At 56.2% G+C, this 20,823-nt stretch carries 21 protein-coding genes and 2 pseudogenes; 15 read left to right on the top strand and 8 right to left on the bottom strand.

The genetic code is table 11. The annotated features are described in order from the left end of the window. Positions 1-734: 734 nt before the first annotated feature. From B7E11_RS03895 to B7E11_RS03885, 3 genes are all read right to left on the bottom strand, one after another. Positions 735-1,100 (bottom strand): hypothetical protein, encoded by a 366-nt coding sequence (locus B7E11_RS03895; protein WP_080832305.1) that lies wholly within the window; start codon positions 1,098-1,100, stop codon positions 735-737. A gap of 62 nt (positions 1,101-1,162) precedes the next feature. Then, positions 1,163-1,441: a TfoX/Sxy family DNA transformation protein gene (locus B7E11_RS03890; protein WP_176220598.1), complete on the bottom strand. Its 279-nt coding sequence runs from the start codon at positions 1,439-1,441 to the stop codon at positions 1,163-1,165. After that, complete coding sequence (locus B7E11_RS03885) at positions 1,438-2,415, bottom strand: helix-turn-helix transcriptional regulator (RefSeq protein WP_176220597.1); 978 nt, start codon at positions 2,413-2,415, stop codon at positions 1,438-1,440. The genes B7E11_RS03890 and B7E11_RS03885 overlap by 4 nt, the downstream gene beginning before the upstream one ends. A gap of 132 nt (positions 2,416-2,547) precedes the next feature. On the opposite strand from B7E11_RS03885, the gene B7E11_RS03880 reads away from it, so the two are divergent. The 3 genes and pseudogenes from B7E11_RS03880 to B7E11_RS03870 all read left to right on the top strand — a co-directional run bounded on the left by B7E11_RS03880 (position 2,548) and on the right by B7E11_RS03870 (position 4,015). Continuing rightward, positions 2,548-2,871, top strand: a complete 324-nt coding sequence (locus B7E11_RS03880; protein ID WP_080832303.1) for a hypothetical protein — start codon at positions 2,548-2,550, stop codon at positions 2,869-2,871. Between the two features lie 198 nt (positions 2,872-3,069). Next, a pseudogene (locus tag B7E11_RS03875) lies at positions 3,070-3,180 on the top strand (helix-turn-helix domain-containing protein); the annotation flags it as partial. 325 nt (positions 3,181-3,505) lie between these two features. Next, on the top strand, positions 3,506-4,015 hold the full coding sequence (locus tag B7E11_RS03870) for a hypothetical protein (RefSeq protein ID WP_080832302.1): 510 nt from the start codon (positions 3,506-3,508) through the stop codon (positions 4,013-4,015). A gap of 66 nt (positions 4,016-4,081) precedes the next feature. On the opposite strand, the gene B7E11_RS03865 is transcribed toward B7E11_RS03870, so the two are convergent. The 4 genes from B7E11_RS03865 to B7E11_RS03850 all read right to left on the bottom strand — a co-directional run bounded on the left by B7E11_RS03865 (position 4,082) and on the right by B7E11_RS03850 (position 8,102). After that, positions 4,082-5,677 carry an AraC family transcriptional regulator gene (locus tag B7E11_RS03865; protein ID WP_176220596.1) on the bottom strand — a complete coding sequence of 532 codons (1,596 nt, stop codon included), beginning with the start codon at positions 5,675-5,677 and terminating at the stop codon, positions 4,082-4,084. Between the two features lie 128 nt (positions 5,678-5,805). Further along, positions 5,806-6,837, bottom strand: a complete 1,032-nt coding sequence (locus tag B7E11_RS03860) for an ABC transporter substrate-binding protein (RefSeq protein WP_080832300.1) — start codon at positions 6,835-6,837, stop codon at positions 5,806-5,808. 176 nt (positions 6,838-7,013) lie between these two features. Next, on the bottom strand, positions 7,014-7,493 hold the full coding sequence (locus tag B7E11_RS03855) for a YbaK/EbsC family protein (protein WP_080832299.1): 480 nt from the start codon (positions 7,491-7,493) through the stop codon (positions 7,014-7,016). A gap of 45 nt (positions 7,494-7,538) precedes the next feature. Next, a complete protein-coding gene (locus B7E11_RS03850) occupies positions 7,539-8,102 on the bottom strand; it encodes a helix-turn-helix domain-containing protein (RefSeq protein WP_080832298.1) in 564 nt (187 codons plus the stop codon). Between the two features lie 147 nt (positions 8,103-8,249). Here B7E11_RS03850 and B7E11_RS03845 point away from each other — a divergent pair, with 147 nt between their 5' ends. Together B7E11_RS03845 and B7E11_RS03840 are read left to right on the top strand one after the other, a co-directional pair. Beyond that, positions 8,250-9,179 (top strand): AraC family transcriptional regulator, encoded by a 930-nt coding sequence (locus tag B7E11_RS03845; RefSeq protein ID WP_080832297.1) that lies wholly within the window; start codon positions 8,250-8,252, stop codon positions 9,177-9,179. Continuing rightward, a complete protein-coding gene (locus B7E11_RS03840) occupies positions 9,157-10,053 on the top strand; it encodes an alpha/beta hydrolase family protein (RefSeq protein WP_080832296.1) in 897 nt (298 codons plus the stop codon). The genes B7E11_RS03845 and B7E11_RS03840 overlap by 23 nt, the downstream gene beginning before the upstream one ends. A 187-nt stretch (positions 10,054-10,240) precedes the next feature. Here B7E11_RS03840 and B7E11_RS03835 read toward each other — a convergent pair whose 3' ends face one another. Continuing rightward, positions 10,241-10,621: a helix-turn-helix domain-containing protein gene (locus B7E11_RS03835; RefSeq protein ID WP_240353188.1), complete on the bottom strand. Its 381-nt coding sequence runs from the start codon at positions 10,619-10,621 to the stop codon at positions 10,241-10,243. Positions 10,622-10,847: 226 nt separating this feature from the next. Here B7E11_RS03835 and B7E11_RS30565 point away from each other — a divergent pair, with 226 nt between their 5' ends. From B7E11_RS30565 to B7E11_RS03785, 10 genes and pseudogenes are all read left to right on the top strand, one after another. Further along, positions 10,848-10,982: a hypothetical protein gene (locus B7E11_RS30565; protein ID WP_275901448.1), complete on the top strand. Its 135-nt coding sequence runs from the start codon at positions 10,848-10,850 to the stop codon at positions 10,980-10,982. Next, positions 10,969-11,511 (top strand): JAB domain-containing protein, encoded by a 543-nt coding sequence (locus B7E11_RS03825; protein ID WP_080832294.1) that lies wholly within the window; start codon positions 10,969-10,971, stop codon positions 11,509-11,511. The genes B7E11_RS30565 and B7E11_RS03825 overlap by 14 nt, the downstream gene beginning before the upstream one ends. Positions 11,512-12,012: 501 nt before the next feature. Next, positions 12,013-12,876: a MerR family transcriptional regulator gene (locus B7E11_RS03820; RefSeq protein ID WP_080832293.1), complete on the top strand. Its 864-nt coding sequence runs from the start codon at positions 12,013-12,015 to the stop codon at positions 12,874-12,876. Further along, positions 12,873-13,268: pseudogene (locus B7E11_RS03815) on the top strand (Crp/Fnr family transcriptional regulator); the annotation flags it as partial. The gene B7E11_RS03820 and the pseudogene B7E11_RS03815, both read left to right, overlap by 4 nt. 157 nt (positions 13,269-13,425) lie before the next feature. Further along, positions 13,426-14,316, top strand: a complete 891-nt coding sequence (locus tag B7E11_RS03810; RefSeq protein WP_080832292.1) for an SMI1/KNR4 family protein — start codon at positions 13,426-13,428, stop codon at positions 14,314-14,316. A gap of 292 nt (positions 14,317-14,608) precedes the next feature. Then, entirely contained in the window at positions 14,609-15,145 is a 537-nt protein-coding gene (locus B7E11_RS03805; protein WP_080832291.1) for a sigma-70 family RNA polymerase sigma factor, read from the top strand. A 4-nt stretch (positions 15,146-15,149) separates the two neighbouring features. Further along, positions 15,150-16,130, top strand: coding sequence for a DUF4179 domain-containing protein (locus tag B7E11_RS03800; RefSeq protein ID WP_080832290.1), 981 nt, complete (start codon positions 15,150-15,152; stop codon positions 16,128-16,130). 25 nt (positions 16,131-16,155) lie between these two features. Then, complete coding sequence (locus tag B7E11_RS28765) at positions 16,156-16,590, top strand: hypothetical protein (RefSeq protein ID WP_139787056.1); 435 nt, start codon at positions 16,156-16,158, stop codon at positions 16,588-16,590. 5 nt (positions 16,591-16,595) lie between these two features. Further along, on the top strand, positions 16,596-17,366 hold the full coding sequence (locus B7E11_RS03795) for an SDR family NAD(P)-dependent oxidoreductase (RefSeq protein WP_080832289.1): 771 nt from the start codon (positions 16,596-16,598) through the stop codon (positions 17,364-17,366). Between the two features lie 82 nt (positions 17,367-17,448). Beyond that, positions 17,449-20,799, top strand: a complete 3,351-nt coding sequence (locus tag B7E11_RS03785) for an aquaporin (protein ID WP_213084118.1) — start codon at positions 17,449-17,451, stop codon at positions 20,797-20,799. The last annotated feature ends 24 nt before the right edge of the window (positions 20,800-20,823 follow it).

The following is a 20,823-nucleotide window of genomic DNA, read 5'->3' as shown; positions in this document are numbered from 1 at the left end:
ACACTCTATGTCGTTATTGATTATTATTTTGTGATCGTATTCCACAATTTTTTTATACTATGCTCAACAGTAATCATCAGACTTAAAAACCAACACTTTAGAACAGAGGTGGTTATTCCTTTCAGTAATATAAATTCTTGCGAAAGGCAGAGCAAACCTATAAATACATGGGTACCGGAAGTAGCGGTCATGCTCCGTTGTCTGAACGGATAATCAGAGTGAGCTTCACCAAGAAGTTGGAATCGCCGAGTGTAGTGGTTCCGGCCGTTTGACAGAGGGACATCAAACTTAGGAGTAGGGATAGAATGATTCAAGAACATTATGAATTGTATATAACTCCCTAACTTGCAACTGCTGAGGATTTATAACGGAGGGAATCAATGCGCAACTACGACAAATGCGCAATTGCTTTTTTGCTTTTAAACTAGGTCATGATTTAACTTGTCGACTTCTTTACGATTCCGGCCACGCGAATATCCGGAAATGGAAACATAGGATTAGTACCTTCGGTTGTCGGGTATATTTCGTTCCTTGGTTTCGGATGGTGCTATCCCCGCCGGTTTGTCATGGCAGCAAGGAAGTTAAAAAAATTAAGCTCATCCTTGTCCTGTCCATTTTCGCCGCGATCTGGTCAGTGTATTTCGACTAGGGATTTTGACCGCTGTTCTGTCTTTTCTTCATCTGTTCGCTCTAAGGGATGAAAAGGGCGCCAGAGAAGTAGACGAACGCCAAACTTACCTCGCCTCGTCGACGCCTTCAAGCTCCGGCAGTCCCGCCTTCCGGCGCTGTTCGATGATGTACTGAACGTACCACTCGGGATTCTCGGTGCTTCGCCGGATATTACGGATCGTGTTCAGCCAAACTTCGTTCCAGCTCATGCCGTCGGACATTTTGTGGCCTCGCAGTTCCATTTCAATGTTCGAATCGTAGGCGGATGCGGCTCCGACCCGCCTGTTTGGCGTATCGAGCAAAATGATGTTCCCATGGGCATCCCGTCTCACGTCCGCATCCTTCTTGGAGGCAGCCAAAATTCCGGCAAACGCCAGAAACAGGATGCCCATAGCCGCAACCGCAAGCGCAATCCATACCCACACGCCCATCCCGCACCTCCGCAAAACCGGCCAATATTTCGAATCCTTACGGTCATTATACATGCGGTTCGCTATCTCTGGCCGCTATTTTTTCGCAGCTCCGCTTTTAACTGTTCCTTCACTTCCGGCAACAGCTCCAGCCAATGAATGCCCCACAATGCCGCCTCAAGAGCATAGAGCGCATTCAAATTCAACTTTCCGGGAAAACGCGCCTGAAGCCGCCGGTACGCTTCGACCGAGCCGATCCGGTTCAGCGATTCATATCCGTCAACTCCGATCTCCAGCAGCATCCATTCGGTTTTGGGTCCGATGTTCTTCAAATTCAGCCTTTTGGCGGGATTTTTCGTCACTCCGTAACCTCCTTGTAGACGGGCGTCAACTCCGCGATGATGCTGCGGATTTGTTCCCGCACCGGCTCCGGGCGCATGACGCGGGCATCCGAACCCAACGAGATGAAAAAAGCCGCCGCCCATTCAACGTAGGATTCGCTCATCTTCCGGACAATCCGTCCCGTTCCATCGTCCATGACCTGAAGTCCGCTCTCCAGCCATGCGTCGGATTGGCAGCGAAGCACCCCGCGGCGGGTAAGCGCCACCTCGAGATCCAATTGAGGTTCGTCTTCTTGCGGTCCAAGCCAATGGTCAAGGGGCGAGTCAACTTGCGTTTGCAAACGGGCAACCGTCTCCCGTTCCGCCGGTTCGATCGCGGCCGGGCGAACGGAGACAAAGCGATCGGCACGAAACACGCGAATTCGGCCGCTTTTGGCGTCCAGAGCCGGACAGTACCAGAGACCGTTCATCGCATACAAACCCAACGGCAGCATCCTGCGCGTTCGTACCCCGCGTTCCGATTCATAGACCGTCTCCAGAAGCGTTCGATCCAGCGCAGCGTCCAGCAGGCCCCGGAGAAAAGGCTGCTCGGCCTTCTGCGTGGGCACCCAGAAACGCAGTCTTTCCTTAAGCCGTTCGATACGGGCTTTCGCATCGTCGGGAAGCGAGAGCAGAAACTTTTGAAGCGCGGTTTTCGCCTCCGCGTCAAAGGGAAGCGAACCGTAATGTTCGAGCGATTTGCAGGCGAAGAACAACGCAACGGCTTCATTTTCCGTAAAGGCGATCGGCGGCAGCGTCCGCTCTCTTAAAACCTGGTACCCGCCATTAACGCCGTATTCGACGAACAAAGGCACTCCCATCGTCTCCAAATCCTGCATATCGCGGATGACCGTCCGCTTCGAAACGCCGAATTCCTCGGCGAGCTGCTTCAGCGTATATTTTCTTTTCGTATTGAGCGTCATTAAAAGCGAAACCAGCCGCTGCGATTTATTCATGGCCTCCACCTCCGCTTGAATCCAAGTATAGCATGGAATATTGACGGAAATTGTCACCATTCTGTGTTATGGTAATTGCAGACGATCCATCGGCCGATGAGCCTTCGTCGAATATCGGATGGAGGAAACGACATGAATTCAAATTGCTATGAAATCACCCGCTACCGGCTGCTGCCGGATGCCGATCCCGAGGCATACAAGGCGTCCGTCGAGAAGCTGAATGCCATGCTGCCGACAATGCCCGGTTTCGTGCAGCGCGACGTTTATTATCAACCGGAGACGAAAACCTGGGTTGAAGTCGTTGCATGGGCAAACGGCCCCGCCGCGAAAAAAGCGGAAGAAACGCTAATGGCAAACCCGGAGTTCCAGGCGGGTTTCGCGCTCGTCGATACGGGGACGCTGACTTTGGAGCTGTATTCGAGAATATCGGGAGCAAGCGGCCTCCCGGTTCGCTAATGCATGGACAACCAGATGCCTTGGTGAGCGGATCGGCATATAGGTTTGTATATACGTTCTTAAGGGGAACGCCTTCTGGCGTTCTTTTTTTGCGGCTAAGGCAAGGAATAACGGTTTTTTGGCGGAAATACGGACCGCAACCGGAGGTTGCGAGGCTTTGCAACCAATGCGGTCTTTATTTTCGCATGGGGGACGTAGCTGAAAACGGAACGAAAGAAGAAGGGCTGGTCCCAGGAGGAATTGGCGGCTATGCTTTTCGTAAGCCGGCAATCGGTTTCGAAATGGGAGAATGGTCAGAACTACCCGAGCTGTCCACATCGAATTTTTCATTGAATTTTTGGTATTCTTCAACGGACATAGCTTCAATTTCTTCATTACTAAAGCCAAATTGAACAAGACGCTCTATATCTGCTGTGCTTAAATGGGTACTGTTAATAATGTTTACAGGAGTTTCCGAAGCATACGCAGAGGCACCGAACAGCAGGGAAATTGACAGTAACAATTTGAAGGCAACTACGTTCCTTCTATTCACTTTATCACCCTCATTTGCTAAAATTTGTATCGGCCGATAGGTTTGTAATACTACAAAGCATTCCTTTTTAAAACCAAAAAAATCAAAAAAAGGAGTAATTTTATGATTTCCAATAAATTTTTTAATGTACTGACTCTTCTCCTAGCCGCAGCCTTGCTAGGTTTTAGCATTTTTTGGGGCTATCAACATTTTTTCAACGAGGATCGCTATGACATTAATGATTTCAAGCGAGATCATAACTTAAGCAATGTTACCCAGATTGATATAGAGGGGAAATCGTACATATTTTCGGGTACGAGTGTTTATGTTTACTACCATAAGGAAAAATATCAAGTTTCACGGGATAATTATGCTCAGGGTTATTTGATTGGCGGTCTGGAGAAGGGCTCTATTGGTATTGTCGATACCGAAAAAAGAATTACCGATAAAGGAACAAGTTATTCGGTTATCGATTTTAGCGGCGAAGAACGCTGGTATGATCATTTGTACAAAAATAAAGATTGCCTGGTTATCGTCGACGAGAGAATTTGGAATCCAAGCCCAAGATTCACGGTTGTATTTTATGATGAAAATAAGGAAGTGCTCGATCGCTTGAATATCAATCCGAGTTAGAAGAGTCCTCAAAGCCACGCCACAGCTACTGTAATCCGGAGCCCGGCAGATGACGGCGCCGCACCCTCATCGCCCCTGCAGCAGCCGCTGCACCGTATCGTCCAAATGCTTGTCCAAGGTGACCGGATTGTAATTGGCCCTATGGTCCTTGACGATGTAGCTCTTTCCCTCGCGGACGGCGGGCAGGCTTTTCCAAATCGGATGGCGCAGCATTTCCCTGCCTAGTCCCGCGTCCTGTCCCTGCTCCGGCAGGGCGAAGAAGATGCGGTCCCCGGCGTACATGGGCACGTCCTCCAGACGAATCTTCTGCCATTTGGCGTTGCGGTTTCGCTCCATGAGCGCGCGGATTCCGGGGGAGGGCTCAAAGCCGATCCCCTGGTACAGCGTATGGCCGAAATGATGCCCCGCATACACATACAGCCCGTCCATGTGAACGACAAACGCGGCCGCGGTTTCGCCCTCGCGGACAGCTTCTTTCAGCCGCCTTTTCGCTTTGCTCGCTTTTTCCTTGTAGCGCTCGATCCACTCGTCCGCTTCCCTGGCTCGGCCCAGCAGACGGCCGATCTCCTGAAGCCGGGTATACACGTCGGCCTCCCAGTCGATCTCGACGGCCGTTGCCACCCGGGCCAATTGTCCGGCGAGCTCGGCCGGCACATAGCTGGGATAGAGGATCAGATCCGGCTCCAGCTTCGAGAGCTGGCCGATGTCGAGCGGCTCGTCGACGGGGCTGACGTCCGCGCCCGCCTCGGGGAGCGCGTGCAGCATGGAGCGGTTCGTCCCGATCGGGCGAATGCCGAGGGCCAGCAGCTCGCCCAGGTACTGAATCGAAAGAATGCGCGGCGAGCGCCCGTGCCGTTGGGCGAATTGGGTCGGCGTCATCCCGGTCGTCTGCTTGAACCGCCGGCTGAAATAGTATTCGTCGCGAAAACCGACTCTGGCGGCGATATCGTTTACGCGAGCGGACGAGGACGCCAGCAGCTTCTTGGCCTGCTCGATCCGCAAGGCGTTCAAATAACGCGCCGGAGTCTGGCCGGTCAGCGATTTGAAGAGGCTCCCGTACTGCCATCGGCTCATGTTGACTTCCCGGGCGAGCCGTCCGATCTCGATCTCCTCCGGGTAAGCTCGGTGAAGATAATCGATCGTCCGTTCGACGGCCTGGCGGGCGTTCTCGCCGTCCTGCCGCTGGGGCTCAACCTGACAGAGCACTTCATAGAGCATCGTCTGAAACCGGATATGACGCCGGAAGCTTTCCAACCGGTGCGAACCGTCATCTCCCTGAATAGCCGGGTTGCGGGAAGAGGACAGGAGTTCTTGCAGCTGGTCTTCCAACCGGGAAAAGGGCTCGTAGACGACCGCGACGTTGCGCGCGAACAGTCCGTCGGCGTCTTGGCGCACGGAGAAAGAAACCAGGCCATAAGCGAGGGCCGAGGGAGGTTCGCTTCGCAGGTAAAAGGCCTGCCCGGGGCGGAGCAGGAAGCACTTGCCGCGGGAGGCATGCCGGCGTGACCCGTCGACCGACACCTCGCCGCTTCCGGCGGTAATGACGGCGAGCGTATGAAGTTCGAGCCAGCGGGAGGCCTCGCGGTCTTTCAAAACGTGATGCTCGATCGCGTCCAGCTGGACGAGCGGGGGAGCGTAAGGCGAATGTTCGAACTGAGACACGGCGGTCCAGCCTCCAGTGAGAACCGTTATCAACATTTATCCCCATTATAGAAGATCCGCGCGCGAAAAAGAAGCCCGCATCGGACAAACTCCGCACGGGGCTTCAGCTTTAAGGGATTTTAACGCGGTTACGGGGCGAGCAAGGCAACCATCTCGTCCAGAAGCCAATCCAGCGTCAGAGGGTCGTTCATCGCCCAGCGGCTCTCGACGACGTAGGCTCTGCCTTCCTTGACGGCGGGGAGGTTTTTCCATACCGGTCCTTGGATGAGCTCCTCGGTTGCCTTCTTGGCTTCATCGGTATTGCTCTGGTACACCAGGAAAACGCGGTCGCCGACATAGTCCGGCAGCGTCTCCAGAGGGATGGCCGCCCACAGTTCGTTCGGCTTGTCCGCGAACAGCTCGGCCACCTTCGGCGGTACCCCGAAGCCGAACGCGTCGTACAGCGTCGGCCCGAGCCGCTGCTTGTTGTACACGTAAAACTGTTTGTTGGAGTGGAGAATGAATGCCGAAGCCGTTTCCCCTTCTTTGATCACGGATTGGACGAGTTGGCGCTTTTCCTCGGCTTTCTTTTGATAGTTCGCGATCCAGTTTTCCGCTTTCTCGGGCTGTCCGATCAGATCGGCCAGCACGCCCAGGCGGGTGAAGACGTCGTCGCCGTAAGCGACAACGACCGTCGGGGCGATTTTGGACAAAGCCTCGAGATCCGTGGGCTGGAGAAAATCCGGAACGAGGATCAGGTCGGGGGAGAGGCTCAGCGTTTTTTCCAGATTCGGCACGAGCCCTTCGCCCCCGATATCTTCCACGCCCTGGAGCTGTTCGTCCGTCAGCGTCAGCTTCGCGTTCACGTAGTTCGTTCCGACGACCGGAACGTCCAGCGCCTCCATCTCGGCCGCGTAATAATGGGCGATGATTCGCTCCGGAGCGGTCGGGATTTCGACGGTTCTGCCGAGCGCGTCCCGGTAGGAGCGAACTGCCGCTTCGCCGGCTGCCGGGGCTGCCGATTCCGTCGCGGCCGGCGACGATGCCTCGGATGCGGACGGGGAGGAGGAAGGCGACGGAGAAGCGGCGTTATGGCCTGTGCCGCAGGCGGACAGCAGCGCTGCGGACAGCAGGATAATCAGAAAAGGGATGATCGGCTTTCTTGGGAACGGGACGGGCATCGGGCGAATCTCTCCTTGTGATGATAATCGTTCTCAAATGAGTCGATTAACATCTTACCCTCAGAGGCGGCGGGGCGCAATGGACTTTTTCTCAGTTTTGGATAGACAGATTTTGAGGATGGCGGCCATCGCATAAAATCCGGGCTGCCGGTCAAAAGGAGTTTCAACGCGCCTCGCTACTTAATCGCCAGCACCTGCCCCTGCGTCATGTCGGCGAGTTGCCAGGGCGTCAATTCGAAGACGGCTTTCGGGTGACCCGCGGCGGCCCATAACGTCCCGAACCGGAACAAATCCTCGTCGATCAACGTCCGAACCGGCTCCGTATGTCCCAGCGGCGCAACTCCGCCGATGACGAACCCGGTCCGCTCGCGGACGAAATCGGCGTCGGCTTTGCCGAGGGTCTCCCGCACCGCCTCGGAAACCCGCTTCTCGTTGACGCGGTTGACTCCGCTGGCGACGACCAATAAGGGCTTGTCCGACTCCTTCATCCGGAAAATAATCGATTTGGCGATCTGCGCCACGTCGCAGCCGATCGCGTCGGCGGCTTCCTGAGCCGTGCGGGCGCTGTCCGGCAGGACAACGACCCGGTTGGGGTGCCCGAGCCGCAGCAGCAAGTCCTGCACCCGCTGCGCGCTTTCGTTCAGCATGGAATTCATGGCGTACGTTCCTCCTTGGTCATGGTCATGGTCGTGGCGGCGGCTTCATCCCTGCCGTTCGGCATAGTGCATGGTGACGTGCAGGATCGTTTTTTCCCCGGAAGGGTTCTCATAGCGATGCGGCACATGGCCGGCGAACCGGATGGACTGGCCTTCGCCCAGCGTATAGGTCCGATCCTGGATCTCGATCCGGAAGTCGCCGGACGTCACCGTAATGTACTCGTGAACGCCCTCGTTATGCGGAGAAGAAAGATAGCTGCCTCCGGGATCGAGAACGATCGTGAACATTTCGAAGCGGGTTTGCGGGTCGAACGGGAACAGCAAGTACAGCTTGCATTTCCCGTTGTCCTCGGTGATGTCGGGCTCGCCCTTGGGCGTCACGACGGACACCGACGTTTCGTCGTCCTTGAGAAAATCGGAGAATGAAGCGTGAAGCCCGGTCGCGATTTTCCAGACGGTCGTCACCGTCGGCTGAATGTCTCCGCGTTCGATCTGGTGAAGCATGCTCTTGCTCACCTTCGTCAACTGGGCCGCTCTGTCCAGGCTGAGCCCTTTTTGTTTCCGGATCTTTTGCAGGTTGTGCCCGATGCGGATATGGATGGGATCCATGGGAAAAAATCGCCCCCTTTTGTTCATTATAGTATACGAATATACCGATATACAATACGAAACGAACAACGCCGAATTCCGCAGAAAAAATCAAAAGCGGAAAGCGAAGCTGTAGTATAGTTGGGGTATCTCCATGGAGGCGTTGAAATGAACTATTTCGAGTCGGTGAGCCAAGCGGTCGATTATATCGAAGACCGCCTTCTCCAAAAGATCGCGATCGAAGAAATCGCCGAGCGGGTCGGCTATTCTCCTTTTCATTTTCACCGCATTTTTTTGGCGTTAACCCGGACGACCGTGTCGGAGTACATCCGGAGTCGGAGACTGACGCATGCGGCTTACGAGTTGTTTCATACCGACCAGCGAATTATGGACATTGCCGTCAAATACCAATTCCAGTCGCAGGAAGCCTTTACCCGCGCGTTTCAAAACCTTTTTTCCATCACGCCCGGACAATTCCGGAAGCAGACCGACATGAAAAACACGCTGTTCCGGGCGATGGAGAAGAGCGCATTGGACGAAAAAAGGCTGCGACACCTTCATGCCGGAGTATCCCGGGAGCCGGAGATCGTCAAGACGGGCGAACGCTATCTGGTCGGACTGGAAGAGCAGGGCCTCGATTCCCGCAAAATCGGGGCGCTATGGGGTCGCTTCAGGCAGCGCCTGGGAGAGATCCGTTCAAGACGGGGGCCCGGCGATGTTTTCTACGCGTTGATCGAATTGACCGGACAGCGGTGGGAAGTGGCGTACACCGCCTGCGTCGAAGCGGAGGAAGCGGGGCTTCTCCCGGAAGGAATGGTCGGCAAAAGGCTCCCCTCCGCGACATATGCCGTATTTACGCATCGGGGACCGCTGGCGCGGCTTCCGGAAACGTTCCAATATATCTATCTTGCCTGGTTGCCCCAATCCGGATGGCAGCGCGGCCACGAGCCGGAGTTCGCGCGGTACGATCCCAGATACCGGGGGCCGAACAGCGAGGATTCCGAGCTGGACCTTTACATTCCCGTATGCTCGGGGGCCGACTCGGGGCGGGGACAAGAAAGAAAGGACGAGAAAAATGAACAAATTCGGACGGACTAATGGATTCGCGGGCGTACGCGAAGGAAAGATCGTCGACCGCTCATTGGATATCGCTTTTCCGATGACGGTCCTGTACCCGGCCGCCTCGGCGGAACGGCCCGACCGGCTGGGGCCGTATGCGCTGGAGCTGGCGAGGGGCGCCGAACCGGCGGAAGGCCGGTTCCCCCTTGCGATCCTCTCGCACGGCACGGGCGGCTCGCCGCTCGTCTACCGGACGCTGGCCCGGCACTTGGCGCGCAACGGCTTCGTCGTCGGCATGCCGGAGCACCCGTACAATAATCGGAACGATAACAGCCTGGAAGGGACGGCCCGCAATCTCGCGTATCGGCCGAGGCATCTCCGGATGGCGATCGATTGGGTTTTCGGGCAGGACGCGTTCCGCGGGAAGCTTGTGCCGGATGCCGTGTCCGTCATCGGCCATTCGATGGGAGGGTACACGGCGCTTGCGGCGGCGGGCGGCTTGCCAAGGGCTTTCCCGCATGAAACGCCGGACGGTACGCCGCAGGCGATCGAGGTAACGCCCGATCCCCGAATCCGGTCGCTGGTGCTGCTGGCCCCGGCATCCGTCTGGTTTCGCGATGAGGGGGCGCTGCGGGCGGTGGACCTTCCCATTCTCATGCTGGATGCGGAGCGGGACCCGTATACGCCCCCTTTTCACGCGCAAATTGTCGTTAATGGGGTAGCCGATCCCCGCAAAGTTCATTACCGGACGATCGAAAACGCGGGCCATTTTTCCTTTCTGAGTCCTTTTCCGGAATCCATGGCCGTCCCCGGGTTTCTTCCGGCCCAGGATCCTCCCGGTTTTGACCGGGAACGGTTCCATGAACGGCTTCAGGCCGAAGTGCTGGCGTTTCTTGCCGCCCAGTACGAATAGCAGCAGCAGGCCGGCCGGATCGCCGATCCGTAAACAAGCCCTCGTCAAGAGCGGCTTTTTTCATTTGCGGGACGGTTTTTCGTGTAAAATAAATAGAGCCTTGTACATGGAAAAGCCGATCCTGCACGGGCGGCGCTGATCCGCATGAATAGCGAAGTCGGCCTGCGCCGGCAGGCTTCGGCTTCGCTTAGTTTTTCCCGCGTTGTCTCCGATGCCTGGCGAATTCGATGTACTCCCGGATGAAGCTCCGCTCTTCGTCGGTCAGATCGGCGTCGCTGCAATCCGATTGCAATTTTTCGCCAAAAAAATAAGCGGGACTCCCCTCCTTCAGCTCGTAAGACGGCTCGCCTTCCGCCAGCAGCCAGTCGACGCTGACCCCCAAAAACTTCGAAATCTCGATGAGCGCAATTGCGCCGGGCGCCGACTTTCCCCGTTTCCAATCGCCCAGATTGCCCGTGCTCACGCCGGTTTGGGCGGCGAGCTCGCTTTTCTTGATGCCGCGTTTTTCAAGCACGTACTCGATGCGCCTTGCGATCCGCATCCCGTGCGCGTTCAATTTTTCGCTCATCTATCACACCTCGAAACCGCAGATATAAATCGCCTAATTTGGCGCATTTTCGACAAAAAATGATTGAAAATAGGCGCATATGCGTCTATAATGAAAGATATGCAATCCGATTGCATGTAAATTATAGCACATTCCGATCTTGATGATGGAATATGGGGGGAAGCTTGTGCAGCGAAAGCAACCCATTAGCAGCTTCGGTTGGGCCATCAAGAGAAAACTGGCGGAAATGCAAGTCAACCAAAAGACGTTTTGCCAGCGGCACGGCATTCCGGAATACGGCCTTTCGCGGCTCATCGGCGGAAAAGGGAACAAGTACCGGGCCAAGGTGGCGGAGCTTCTGAATCTGGATGCCGAAGAGTGAAGAGAACGGACACGTTACGATGCGGGAGGTTGCCGTGCAGCAGGAAGAGTATGCGCCACTAAAACGAGTCGATATCGTCAATTTGAAGCTGATCAGGGAAAAGAGCATTCTGGCTCTGTCCAAGATCGAATCCCCGGAAGAAGCCCACCGTCTGTTCCGCCGGTTTATCGGCTCGGAGTCGGACCGGGAGCTGTTCGTGCTGCTTTGCCTCGACATCAAAAATCGGCCGACCGCGCTTCAGGTCATTGCCATCGGCACCCTCGACAGCATGCTGATCCATCCGAGGGAAGTGTACAAAACGGCGATTCTGGCCAACGCCGCCTCCATCATTTGCGCCCACTGGCATCCGAGCGGAGATCCGGACCCGAGCCCGGAGGACGTGAAGGTGACGCACCGGCTCGCCCAGGCCGGGGAGCTGTTGGGCATCCAACTGCTCGATCATCTGATTCTCGGGGCGGACGACGATTACTTGAGCTTGCGGGAATACGGCGTCATGAAGACGGTCCCGCTTTTTCGGGGCGGGTTTTGATTTATAGGTTAACCAGTACGTTTTCACGGTGAATGAAGACGTATTTTTTGTCTACTCCTCCAATTGGCCAATTCGGAAGTTGCCTCATTCGTAAACATAAACGAACGGCAGATGGCGGAGGTATGCACGAAAATACTGTTAACGGAATCGCCTGACGAGGCTATTCTGTATGAAAAATCGTACAAAAGTCCTCGCGTAAGCCGTAAATGAAGGGTTTTTGTATGAAATTTCACACAAAAATGCGTGCGGAACCTCCTGATGGGCCGACTTTATATGATAAATCGTACAAAAGTCACCGCGAAAGCCGTAAATGAAGGGTTTTTGTATGAAATATCATACAAAACTGTGTTTGCGGAACCTCCTGACGGAAGCGGGTCCTCATCGTTGGCAATTGAAAGCAGGTTCGGGCCTGCTTGAGACTCTTGCGCTTGACGGTCCGGAGTGATTTCTCCTTGACTGCCGCCTTGGGGATGAGTTTATGATGGTTTCGAGGTGAACGCGATGCTGATTCACGAAGTATGCCAAAAATGTTCGCTTACCAAGAAGGCGGTAGAATATTACGAAAGGCAGGGACTCTTGCATCCGGAGGTCGGAGATAGCGGGTACCGGAATTATCGCGATGAGGAGGTGTCCCGGCTGAAGGAAATCGCCGTCCTCCGGAAATTGGGGCTGGGCGTTTCGGAGATAAAAGACGTGCTTGCAAGCGAGAACAAGCCGTTAACCCTATCCAAATACGAATACCTGACGGATTTAAAAAAGCAGAGAATAAGCGAACAACAAAAAGGAATCGAGCAGTTAATCCTAAATTATAATATCGATAAAGCAATGGAAGAAATCCGGACCGGTCTGGACCGCATGCTTGCCCTTAAGGAAAAACTGGCGCTGTCTTTTCCGGGCTCGTACGGCATGTTCCTGTCGATCCATTTCGGCCGGTTTTTGGACGGGAAAGCGGATACCGCCGAACAAGAAAAAGCATACGCCGAAATCGTCGATTTCCTCGACAACCTGAAGATCCCGGATGAACTCGAAAGGGATTTGGAGCATGTTTCGCTCATGCGGACCGAGGACATCGATCACATAACCGGCACGCTGCACAACGCCGTCGAAAATCCCGAAGGCTACATGACCGACAATCGAAAGACCATGGAAGAGTACATGAAGTTCCTGTCTTCGGATGCGTTTAAGACGACTCCGGCATACAAGCTGCGGCAGGCATTGTCGGAATTCCGGAAAAGCAGCGGTTATGACGAGGTGTTGATCGCCAATATGAAAATGTTGAGCCCGTCTTATCGCGCGTATGCGGAAAAACTCCAAAAGGCCAACGAGCTGTGGATGGAGAGGACAAAGGAAAGGGGCCCGGCATGAAGAGCATATTGTTCAAGTACCTGAACCGGCACACGACGCTTGCCGAGGTGGAGCAGCGGGCGATCGTGGACGCCATCCGGGTCGAGGAATATCCGAAAGGGACGGTGCTCCTCCGGCAAGGGGACATTCCCGACACCTGTTTTTTCGTACTGAAGGGTTGCATCCGGCAGCATTCGGTCGACGAAGCGGGCAAAGAGGTCACTTCTAACTTTTATACGGAAGAGCAGGCGATCGCGGTTTTTAATCACCATAAATCCGATAAATCTTCCGAGTATACCTTTACGTGCCTGGAGGATTGCGTACTGGTCGTCGGACCTCTGGAAACCGAGCGGGACATGTACGCCCGATTCGATCAGCTGGAAGCGAGGAAGAAAAGCATGGCCCAGGTGAACGGCGATATAGCCGACGGAAGCCAGCCCCAGCGACCACACCGTTTCGAACGCTTCCAGAAAAAGCATGACGAGACAAACCGGAGGGCCGGCATTTCCAGACGGCCTGCGGGAAATGGTATAATGGCAGCAATGGAAATTCGAGGGGGAGGCCTGAACGATGAGCGAAGAGCTCTTGGACAAGCTGGAACAATGGCACGAGGAAGAAGAATACGAGAAAATCGTGGAAGCGGTCACGGAAATTCCGGCGAAAAGCCGGGGCTATGCGCTGACCAGCCACCTGGGCCGGGCGCTGAACAATCTGGAACGCTACGAAGAAGCGGTCAAGCAGTTCCTGTCGGTGAAAAGAGAGGGCAAGGAGGACCCGCTGTGGCATTACCGCATCGGGCTCGCCTATTATTATTTGGAACGGTACGAAGACGCCAGGAAAGCGTTTGAAACGGCCGACCGGCTGGAGCCCGGGGACGAGGACACGCTGGAGTTTTTGGGCTGGATCGAAAGCAAGCTCCCCAAGAAGCCCGCGAAAGCGCCCAAGGCCGAAGCGAAAGCCGATATCGGCATCGATTTGAAGGACTTCTGGGAGGAAGGCGGGCGGGCGAACGACTATAGCTCCGAATGGCCGAGCGACGAACTGATCGCTTCCGTGGAAGAAGAACTGGTGTTCAAGCTGCCAACTTTTTACGTGCGGATGATGAAGGCACAGAACGGGGGCGTTCCCCGCAACCGGTTTTATCCGCTGGGCGAATCGGACTCCGGGACCGACGGCTTTATCGAGATTTCGGGAATTTCGGGAATCGGGCGGAAGAAGAAGCGCTCGCTGTGCGGGGATTTGGGCAGCCGGGCCACGATCGAAAACGGAGGCTACCCCGAAATCGGCGTGGTCATTTGCGATTGTCCTTCCGAGGCCGGCGTGGTGATGCTGGACTACCGCGACTGCGGCAACGATGGGGAGCCCGAGATTGTCTACGTCGATAAAGAGAACGGGTACCGAATCACAAGACTCGCCCCGAAATTCGAGGCCTTCGTTCGGGGGCTCGTGAACGTTTCCTAAAAGGTGCGAAAAGAGCGCCGTTCGGGCACGGGCGATAGGAACGATCGTACGGGCCGCGCGCTTCAAAAGAGGGATGAGCTGCTTTTCGAAGCGGCAAACAACCAGCTATTTCCGTTGTTCGAGCGATGAACGGAAGCTTTGCCGATATGGAGTCCGTCCCGATTGAGGGGCGGGCTTTTTATTGCTGGATAGGCCCGATATATGCTTTATTTTTTCCCAATGATAGAATCGCCCGTGATGCAACGAATTACCCTGTAGGCGCCAATGATCAGCGCAAGGAGGGAAAGCGTTTGTGGACATAACCGAGGAAAACGTGGTGCGGCACATCCGGGACCGGAACGAAAAGGCCATCGCGTTTCTCATTCAATGCTATGGGGGCTTGCTCGTGTCGATCATCAAGCGCTACGTGCCTTATGACCGCCGGGATTGCGAGGAGTGTCTGGATGACGTGCTCCTGGCCGTCTGGAACCAAATCGATACCTTCGATCCCGAAAAAAACACGTTCAAACAATGGATCGCCGCCATCGCCAAATTCCGCGCTATCGACAGCTATCGGAAAGCGAGGAAGCATCGGGAGCCGGTGACGGATGCGGAATTGGCCGAGACGCTGCCCGGCCGGCAGCCGCTTTGCGACCGGCAGGACGTGGACGAAGTGCTGGCCCATCTGACGGCCGGGGAGAGAATGATTTTCGAGAAATATTACCTGGAGGGAGTCCCCTCTCGCGAACTGGCCCGGCAGCTCGACGTGAAGGAATCGTGGATCCACAACAAGCTGTCGCGCGGCCGCCAAAAGCTTAGACGGATTTTCACTTCAAGAAACGGGGTGTGACGGCATGTCCATCTATCGGGAGTTGAACGAACTGCGGCTGGACGTCTCGCAGTTCGAGGAACCGGCTCTGACCGAGGAGGAGCAAAAGCGGTGGGAGCATCGCGTACTTCGGAAGCTGCGGAAACCCGAACGGGCAAAATCGGGGAAATGGGTCGGCATGGCGTCCGCCTTCTTGCTGGCTATGGGGCTGATCGTGCCCCTTAATCCTGCGACGATCGCGAACGTGCCCTTCGTGGCGGGGCTTATCGAGCGCTTTTTGGATCAAAACGAGCCTCTCGATTATTCGGCCTATAAAACGCAAATCGGCCAAACGGCGCAAAACGCCTACGGCAAGCTGACCCTGAACGAGGTTCTGGTCGATAACGACAACCTGCTCATCAGCTCGACGTACGAGCCGGCGGCGGGGGTTTCGTTCGGTTACCGAACCTACCTCATTCCGCGCGTTCTTGTCAACGGTGAAGATCTCGTTCGTACGCGAAGAGGACAGTCCATCGAAGTCAACGACCGCATGTATACGATTTACGGCGATATCGAATTGCGGGATTTGCCGGATGACGAGCAGCTTCGGGTGACCCTTGCATACGACACGTTCGATCTTCGGAAACCGATCGAGGAGCCTTGGGTCTTCGACATTTCGGTCCCGACAAGCCGGTTGGCGCAGGACACGACGACGATCGAGCTGAACAAGACCGTCAGGCTTCAGAACGGGCAAAAGGTGACGGTGTCAAAGGTCGTGTCGACGCCCGTCTCGACGATGGTCTACTATGACGTTACGGAGGCGTCGGAGGCCGTCCATTTTAAGATCGTATCGGCGGACGGCGAGGAGCTGACGTACCGGGAGGCTTACGTATCCGACGAGGCCGGGGAGATCTCCTATGGCCGATACGCTCCGATCGATCTCCGGAAGGAGAAATACAGGCTCGTCCCGTATGACGGATTCGACCGGACGGGAGAGGAGTTAAGCGAGGGAATCCCTCTTCCTTAGATCGGGAAGGAGTCGAGCCGAGGGGATGCTGATCGAAGGCGAGGGGAAAGCGACTGCCTGCAGTGGATTTTGTCCAACGAGGAAGCGCCTTTTGGCCGATTCGGCCGGCTGCAGTGGATTTTATCCAACGAAAAAGCCGGGTATTCTCCAAATGGAGCCAAATCGCTTGATTCCGTTGGATAAAATCCAGCGTAGCGGGGGCGGATCGCTTTTTGGCGGCTCTTCGTTGGACGTTTTCCAACGTAGGCTTAAAGGCGAGGCGACGCGCACCCATAACCGTCAGTTCCGCAAGCGAGCAATTCGTTCCGTTTTTGTTCACGAACGCTCTTTTTTTGAACAGAAGGCTTTCCCCGTTCGTTTAACGTACAAAGCGCGAATATTTTGCCGATTGAGCGCGCTTTCCGTGCTTTCTATACTTGAAGTGGCAGGAACCTGTCATAGCCGACTACAGAAAGGATGACGAACATGGGTAGACTTTCGGGAAAAGTAGCGATTATTACGGGAGCGGCTAGCGGCATGGGCTTGGCCGGCGCGCAGTTGTTCGCCAAAGAAGGCGCTAAGGTTGTCGCGACGGACGTAGCCGTCGAAGCGCTGCAACAACGCGTGAACGAAATCGTGGCAAACGGCGGAGAGGCGATCGCGTTAAAGCTCGACGTCTCCAGCCCGGAATCCTGGAACTCCATCGTGGAGGAAACCGTCGCGAAATACGGAAAAATCGATATCCTGATCAACAACGCGGGCATCCATATCGCCAAAGGCGTTCTGGACGCGGACGTCCCCGACTGGAATAAGGTCATGGACATCAACACGACCGGCGTATGGCTGGGCATGAAAGCCGTCATCCCGCACATGCAGAAGAACGGCAAAGGCTCGATCGTCAATACGTCGTCCATCGCGGCGATCATCGGCGGCATGGCCGACGCGCAAGGCGCCGCCTACAGCGCATCGAAAGGCGCCGTCCGTTCGCTCACGAAGCATACGGCGCAATGGTTCGCCAAAGACAACATTCGCGTCAACTCCGTTCATCCGGGCGCCGTATTTACCGGCATGGTCGAAAAATCGGGCATCAAATCGCAGGTCGAGATGGGCGAGCATTATAAAAACCACGCGCCGCTGCCTCCGCATGCCGGAGAGCCGATGGACATCGCCAACGCTTATCTGTTCCTGGCTTCGGACGAATCCAAGTTCATCACCGGCATCGAGCTGCCCGTCGACGGCGGCTGGATCAGCAACTGATCCGGGGATCACGTTCAGAATTTGTTCAAACCTCCTGATTACAATAGGCTAGGCGATTTCGACTATGAATCAGGAGGAGAACATGAACACATCCGTTAAAAAGTATGCCGCCGAATTCATCGGGACGTTCGTGCTCGTGCTGTTCGGCTGCGGCAGCGCCGCGACGGCGGGGGACAACCTGGGCAATCTGGGCATCGCCCTCGCGTTCGGCCTGTCCATCGTGGCGATGGCTTACGCCATCGGTCCGGTTTCCGGCTGCCACATCAATCCGGCGGTTTCGCTCGCCATGCTGCTTAGCCGCAAGTTGTCCGGCGCCGACTTCATCGGCTACGTCGTCGCTCAGGTTGCCGGCGCCATCGCGGGAGCCGGCGTTCTGTTCGCGATCATCGACTCCACGGGAGCCGCCGTCACCAGCCTCGGGCAGAACGGGTTCGGCGAAGGCTACGGGATCGGCATTCCGATGGGGATGGCCGTCGTCGTCGAGATCGTATTGACCTTCGTCTTCATTTACGCAATTTTGGGCGTGACCTCCTCCGCCAGCAACGGAGCCGTAGCCGGTCTGGTCATCGGCCTGACGCTGGCCTTCGTCCATATCCTCGGCATCGGCCTGACGGGAACCTCCTCAACCCGGCCCGGAGCTTCGGCCCGGCGCTGCTGCTCGGCGGGCAGGCGCTGGAAGGCGCTTCAGGCGGGCACCTATACGGTGACGGTGACGGCGAAGTCGGACAATCCGGCGTATACGGATTCGGAAGCCTCGGAACCGGAGACGTATACGGTACCTGAACCGGCGACTCCGCTGGCGAAGCCGGTAGTCGACTTGACCGGCGACGATCTGACATGGGAAGCCGTTACCAATGCGGACAAGTACGAAGTGGCGATCGAACTTGAGGATGGCACGAGCCGGACAGTCGAAGTAACAGGAACGTCCGTTGACCTGTCGACGCTGGATCCGGCGCTTCAGCCGGGCACCTATACGGTGACGGTGACGGCGAAGTCGGACAATCCGGCGTATACGGATTCGGAAGCCTCGGAACCGGAGACGTATACGGTACCTGAACCGGCGACTCCGCTGGCGAAGCCGGTAGTTGACTTGACCGGCGACGATCTGACATGGGAAGCCGTTGCCAATGCGGACAAATATGAAGTAACGATTGAATTTGAAGATGGCACGACCCGGACAGTCGAAGTTACGACGGGAACGTCCGTTGACCTGTCGACGCTGGATCCGGCGCTTCAGCCGGGCACCTATACGGTGACGGTGACGGCGAAGTCGGACAATCCGGCGTATACGGATTCGGAAGCCTCGGAACCGGAGACGTATACCGTAGACCAGCCGACCGAGCCAGCCGTTGACAAGACGGCTCTGAAAGCAAAAGTAACCGAGATCAACGAAGAGAACTTGCAAGCAGAGGGTTATACGCAGGAGAGTTGGCAAGCGCTGCAAGACGCGATGGAAGCTGCACAGACGGTGCTGAACAACGAAGACGCAACGCAAGCGGAAGTCGATGCAGCTCTGGAAGCCCTGACGGCGGCAAGAGAAGCGCTGGAAGAAGACGTCCAAACGCCGGTCGTCGACAAGTCGGCACTGCAAGCTGAAGCAGACCGTGCAGTTGATCTGAACGAAGCGGAGTACACGACCGCAAGCTGGACGAACTACCAGGCGAAGCTGACGGAAGCGCAAGCGGTGCTGAACAACGAAGGCGCGACCCAAGCGGAAGTCGACGCGGCCCTTGCTGGCCTGCAGGGAGCCCGCCAAGCCTTGACGCTGAAAAGCGGACTTGTAGCGATCGTCCCGTCGACGGGAACGATCGAGCCGAGCGTAGGAGCCGGCGTGTACGACTATGCGATGAGCGTGGACTACAGCGTAGCGGAGCTTCAATTTACGCTGACGGCCGCTCATCCGGAAGCGACGATCGCCGTCAACGGCAAGGCCGCAACGAGCGGACAAGCCGGCGATCCGATCGCGCTGAACGTAGGCAGCAATGTCGTGACGGTCGTCGTCAAAGAGAAGGACGGCAGCGAAAAAACGTACACGATCACCGTAACGCGTCAAGCGGCACCGGTCGTTTCGGTACCGTCGCCGTCGCCGAGCGTCGAGAAGATCACCGTTAACGTCGAAGCCAGCGGTCATGGCGTCGTCGCGCAAACGGAGATCGAGAGAACGACGAACACGGACGGCACGAAGAGCGATAAAGTGACGTTTACGACGAACAAAGCTATCGAAGCCGTGGACAAAACGCTGGCCGCAAACGCGCCGGCGGTCCGCATCGTCATTCCGGACCAACAGGACGTCGTCAAGGACGTTCGCGTGGAATTGCCGGATGCGGCGCTGAAAGCCGTACAAGACGCCGGACTAGATCTGGAGATTTACACCGATAACGGCATGATCACCATTCCGAACGCTTCGCTGGCCGGCATCAACCCGAATCTTTACTTCCACCTGGTGCCGATCAAGCAAGAGAGCGAGCGCAAGCAAGTGGAAGAGCGGGCGAGAACGGAACAGATCGTACGGCAAATCCTGAATAACGGAAACGTGTACGTTGTGGATCGCCCGATGACGATCGAAACGAACATGACGAGCCGTTCCGTCAACATCACGCTGCCGATGAACGACAGCCATGTGCCGGCTTCCCCGGCCGCAAGAGAAGCGTACCTGTCGAACCTCGTCATTTTCATCGAGCACAGCGACGGGGAACGGAAAGTCGTGAAGCCGGAAATCGGGGAATATGCCGAAGGCAAGCTGGGATTGACCTTTACGATCGAGAAGTTCAGTACCTTCACGATTCTCAACCTGAACGACGGGGCGAACGGAACCCCGGGGAACGGAATCGAAGGAAGCTATCATAGCGCGTATATGATCGGGCTTCCGGACGGAACGTTCGGTCCGACGGTCGCGCTGACCCGGGCGCAAGTCGCCACGATTCTGTATCGCGTGCTGGATCTGCAGGCGGCAGACGCAACGATGAGCTATCCGGATGTCAAAGCGACGCATTGGGCAGCGGAAGCGATTCGTCAGGTGACAAGAGCCGGTCTCATGGAAGGCATGCCGGACGGCAGCTTCCAACCGGAGAAAGAGATTACCCGCGCGGAAATGGCGGTCATTATCGGGCGCTGGAAGGCGCTCGCGGGCGAGTCGGAGCACGGCTTCGCCGACGTCGGCGGTCATTGGGCGGAAGAGATGATCGGCAAGGTTTACCAAGCCGGTTACATGGAAGGCATGCCGGACGGCAGCTTCCAGCCGAACAAGGTTCTGACCCGCGCCGAAGGCGTCACCGTGTTCAACCGGGTGCTGGAGAGAGGGCCGCTGTACGGCGTAGAAGCCTCCTGGTCCGACGTTCCGGCCAGCCACTGGGCCTTCCATCACATCGAGGAAGCGTCCAGAGACCACTACTTTACGAGCCGTCCGGAAGGCGGCGAAACGATCGTCGAGTAAGAAGGAGTTCGAAAAAAGGGTTGC

Origin of the sequence: Cohnella massiliensis (genome assembly GCF_900169535.1) — a bacterium.
GTDB lineage: Bacteria > Bacillota > Bacilli > Paenibacillales > Paenibacillaceae > Cohnella > Cohnella algarum.
The sequence above is the reverse complement of the archived record's forward strand: the minus strand, read 5'-3'. Positions and strand labels throughout refer to the sequence as shown.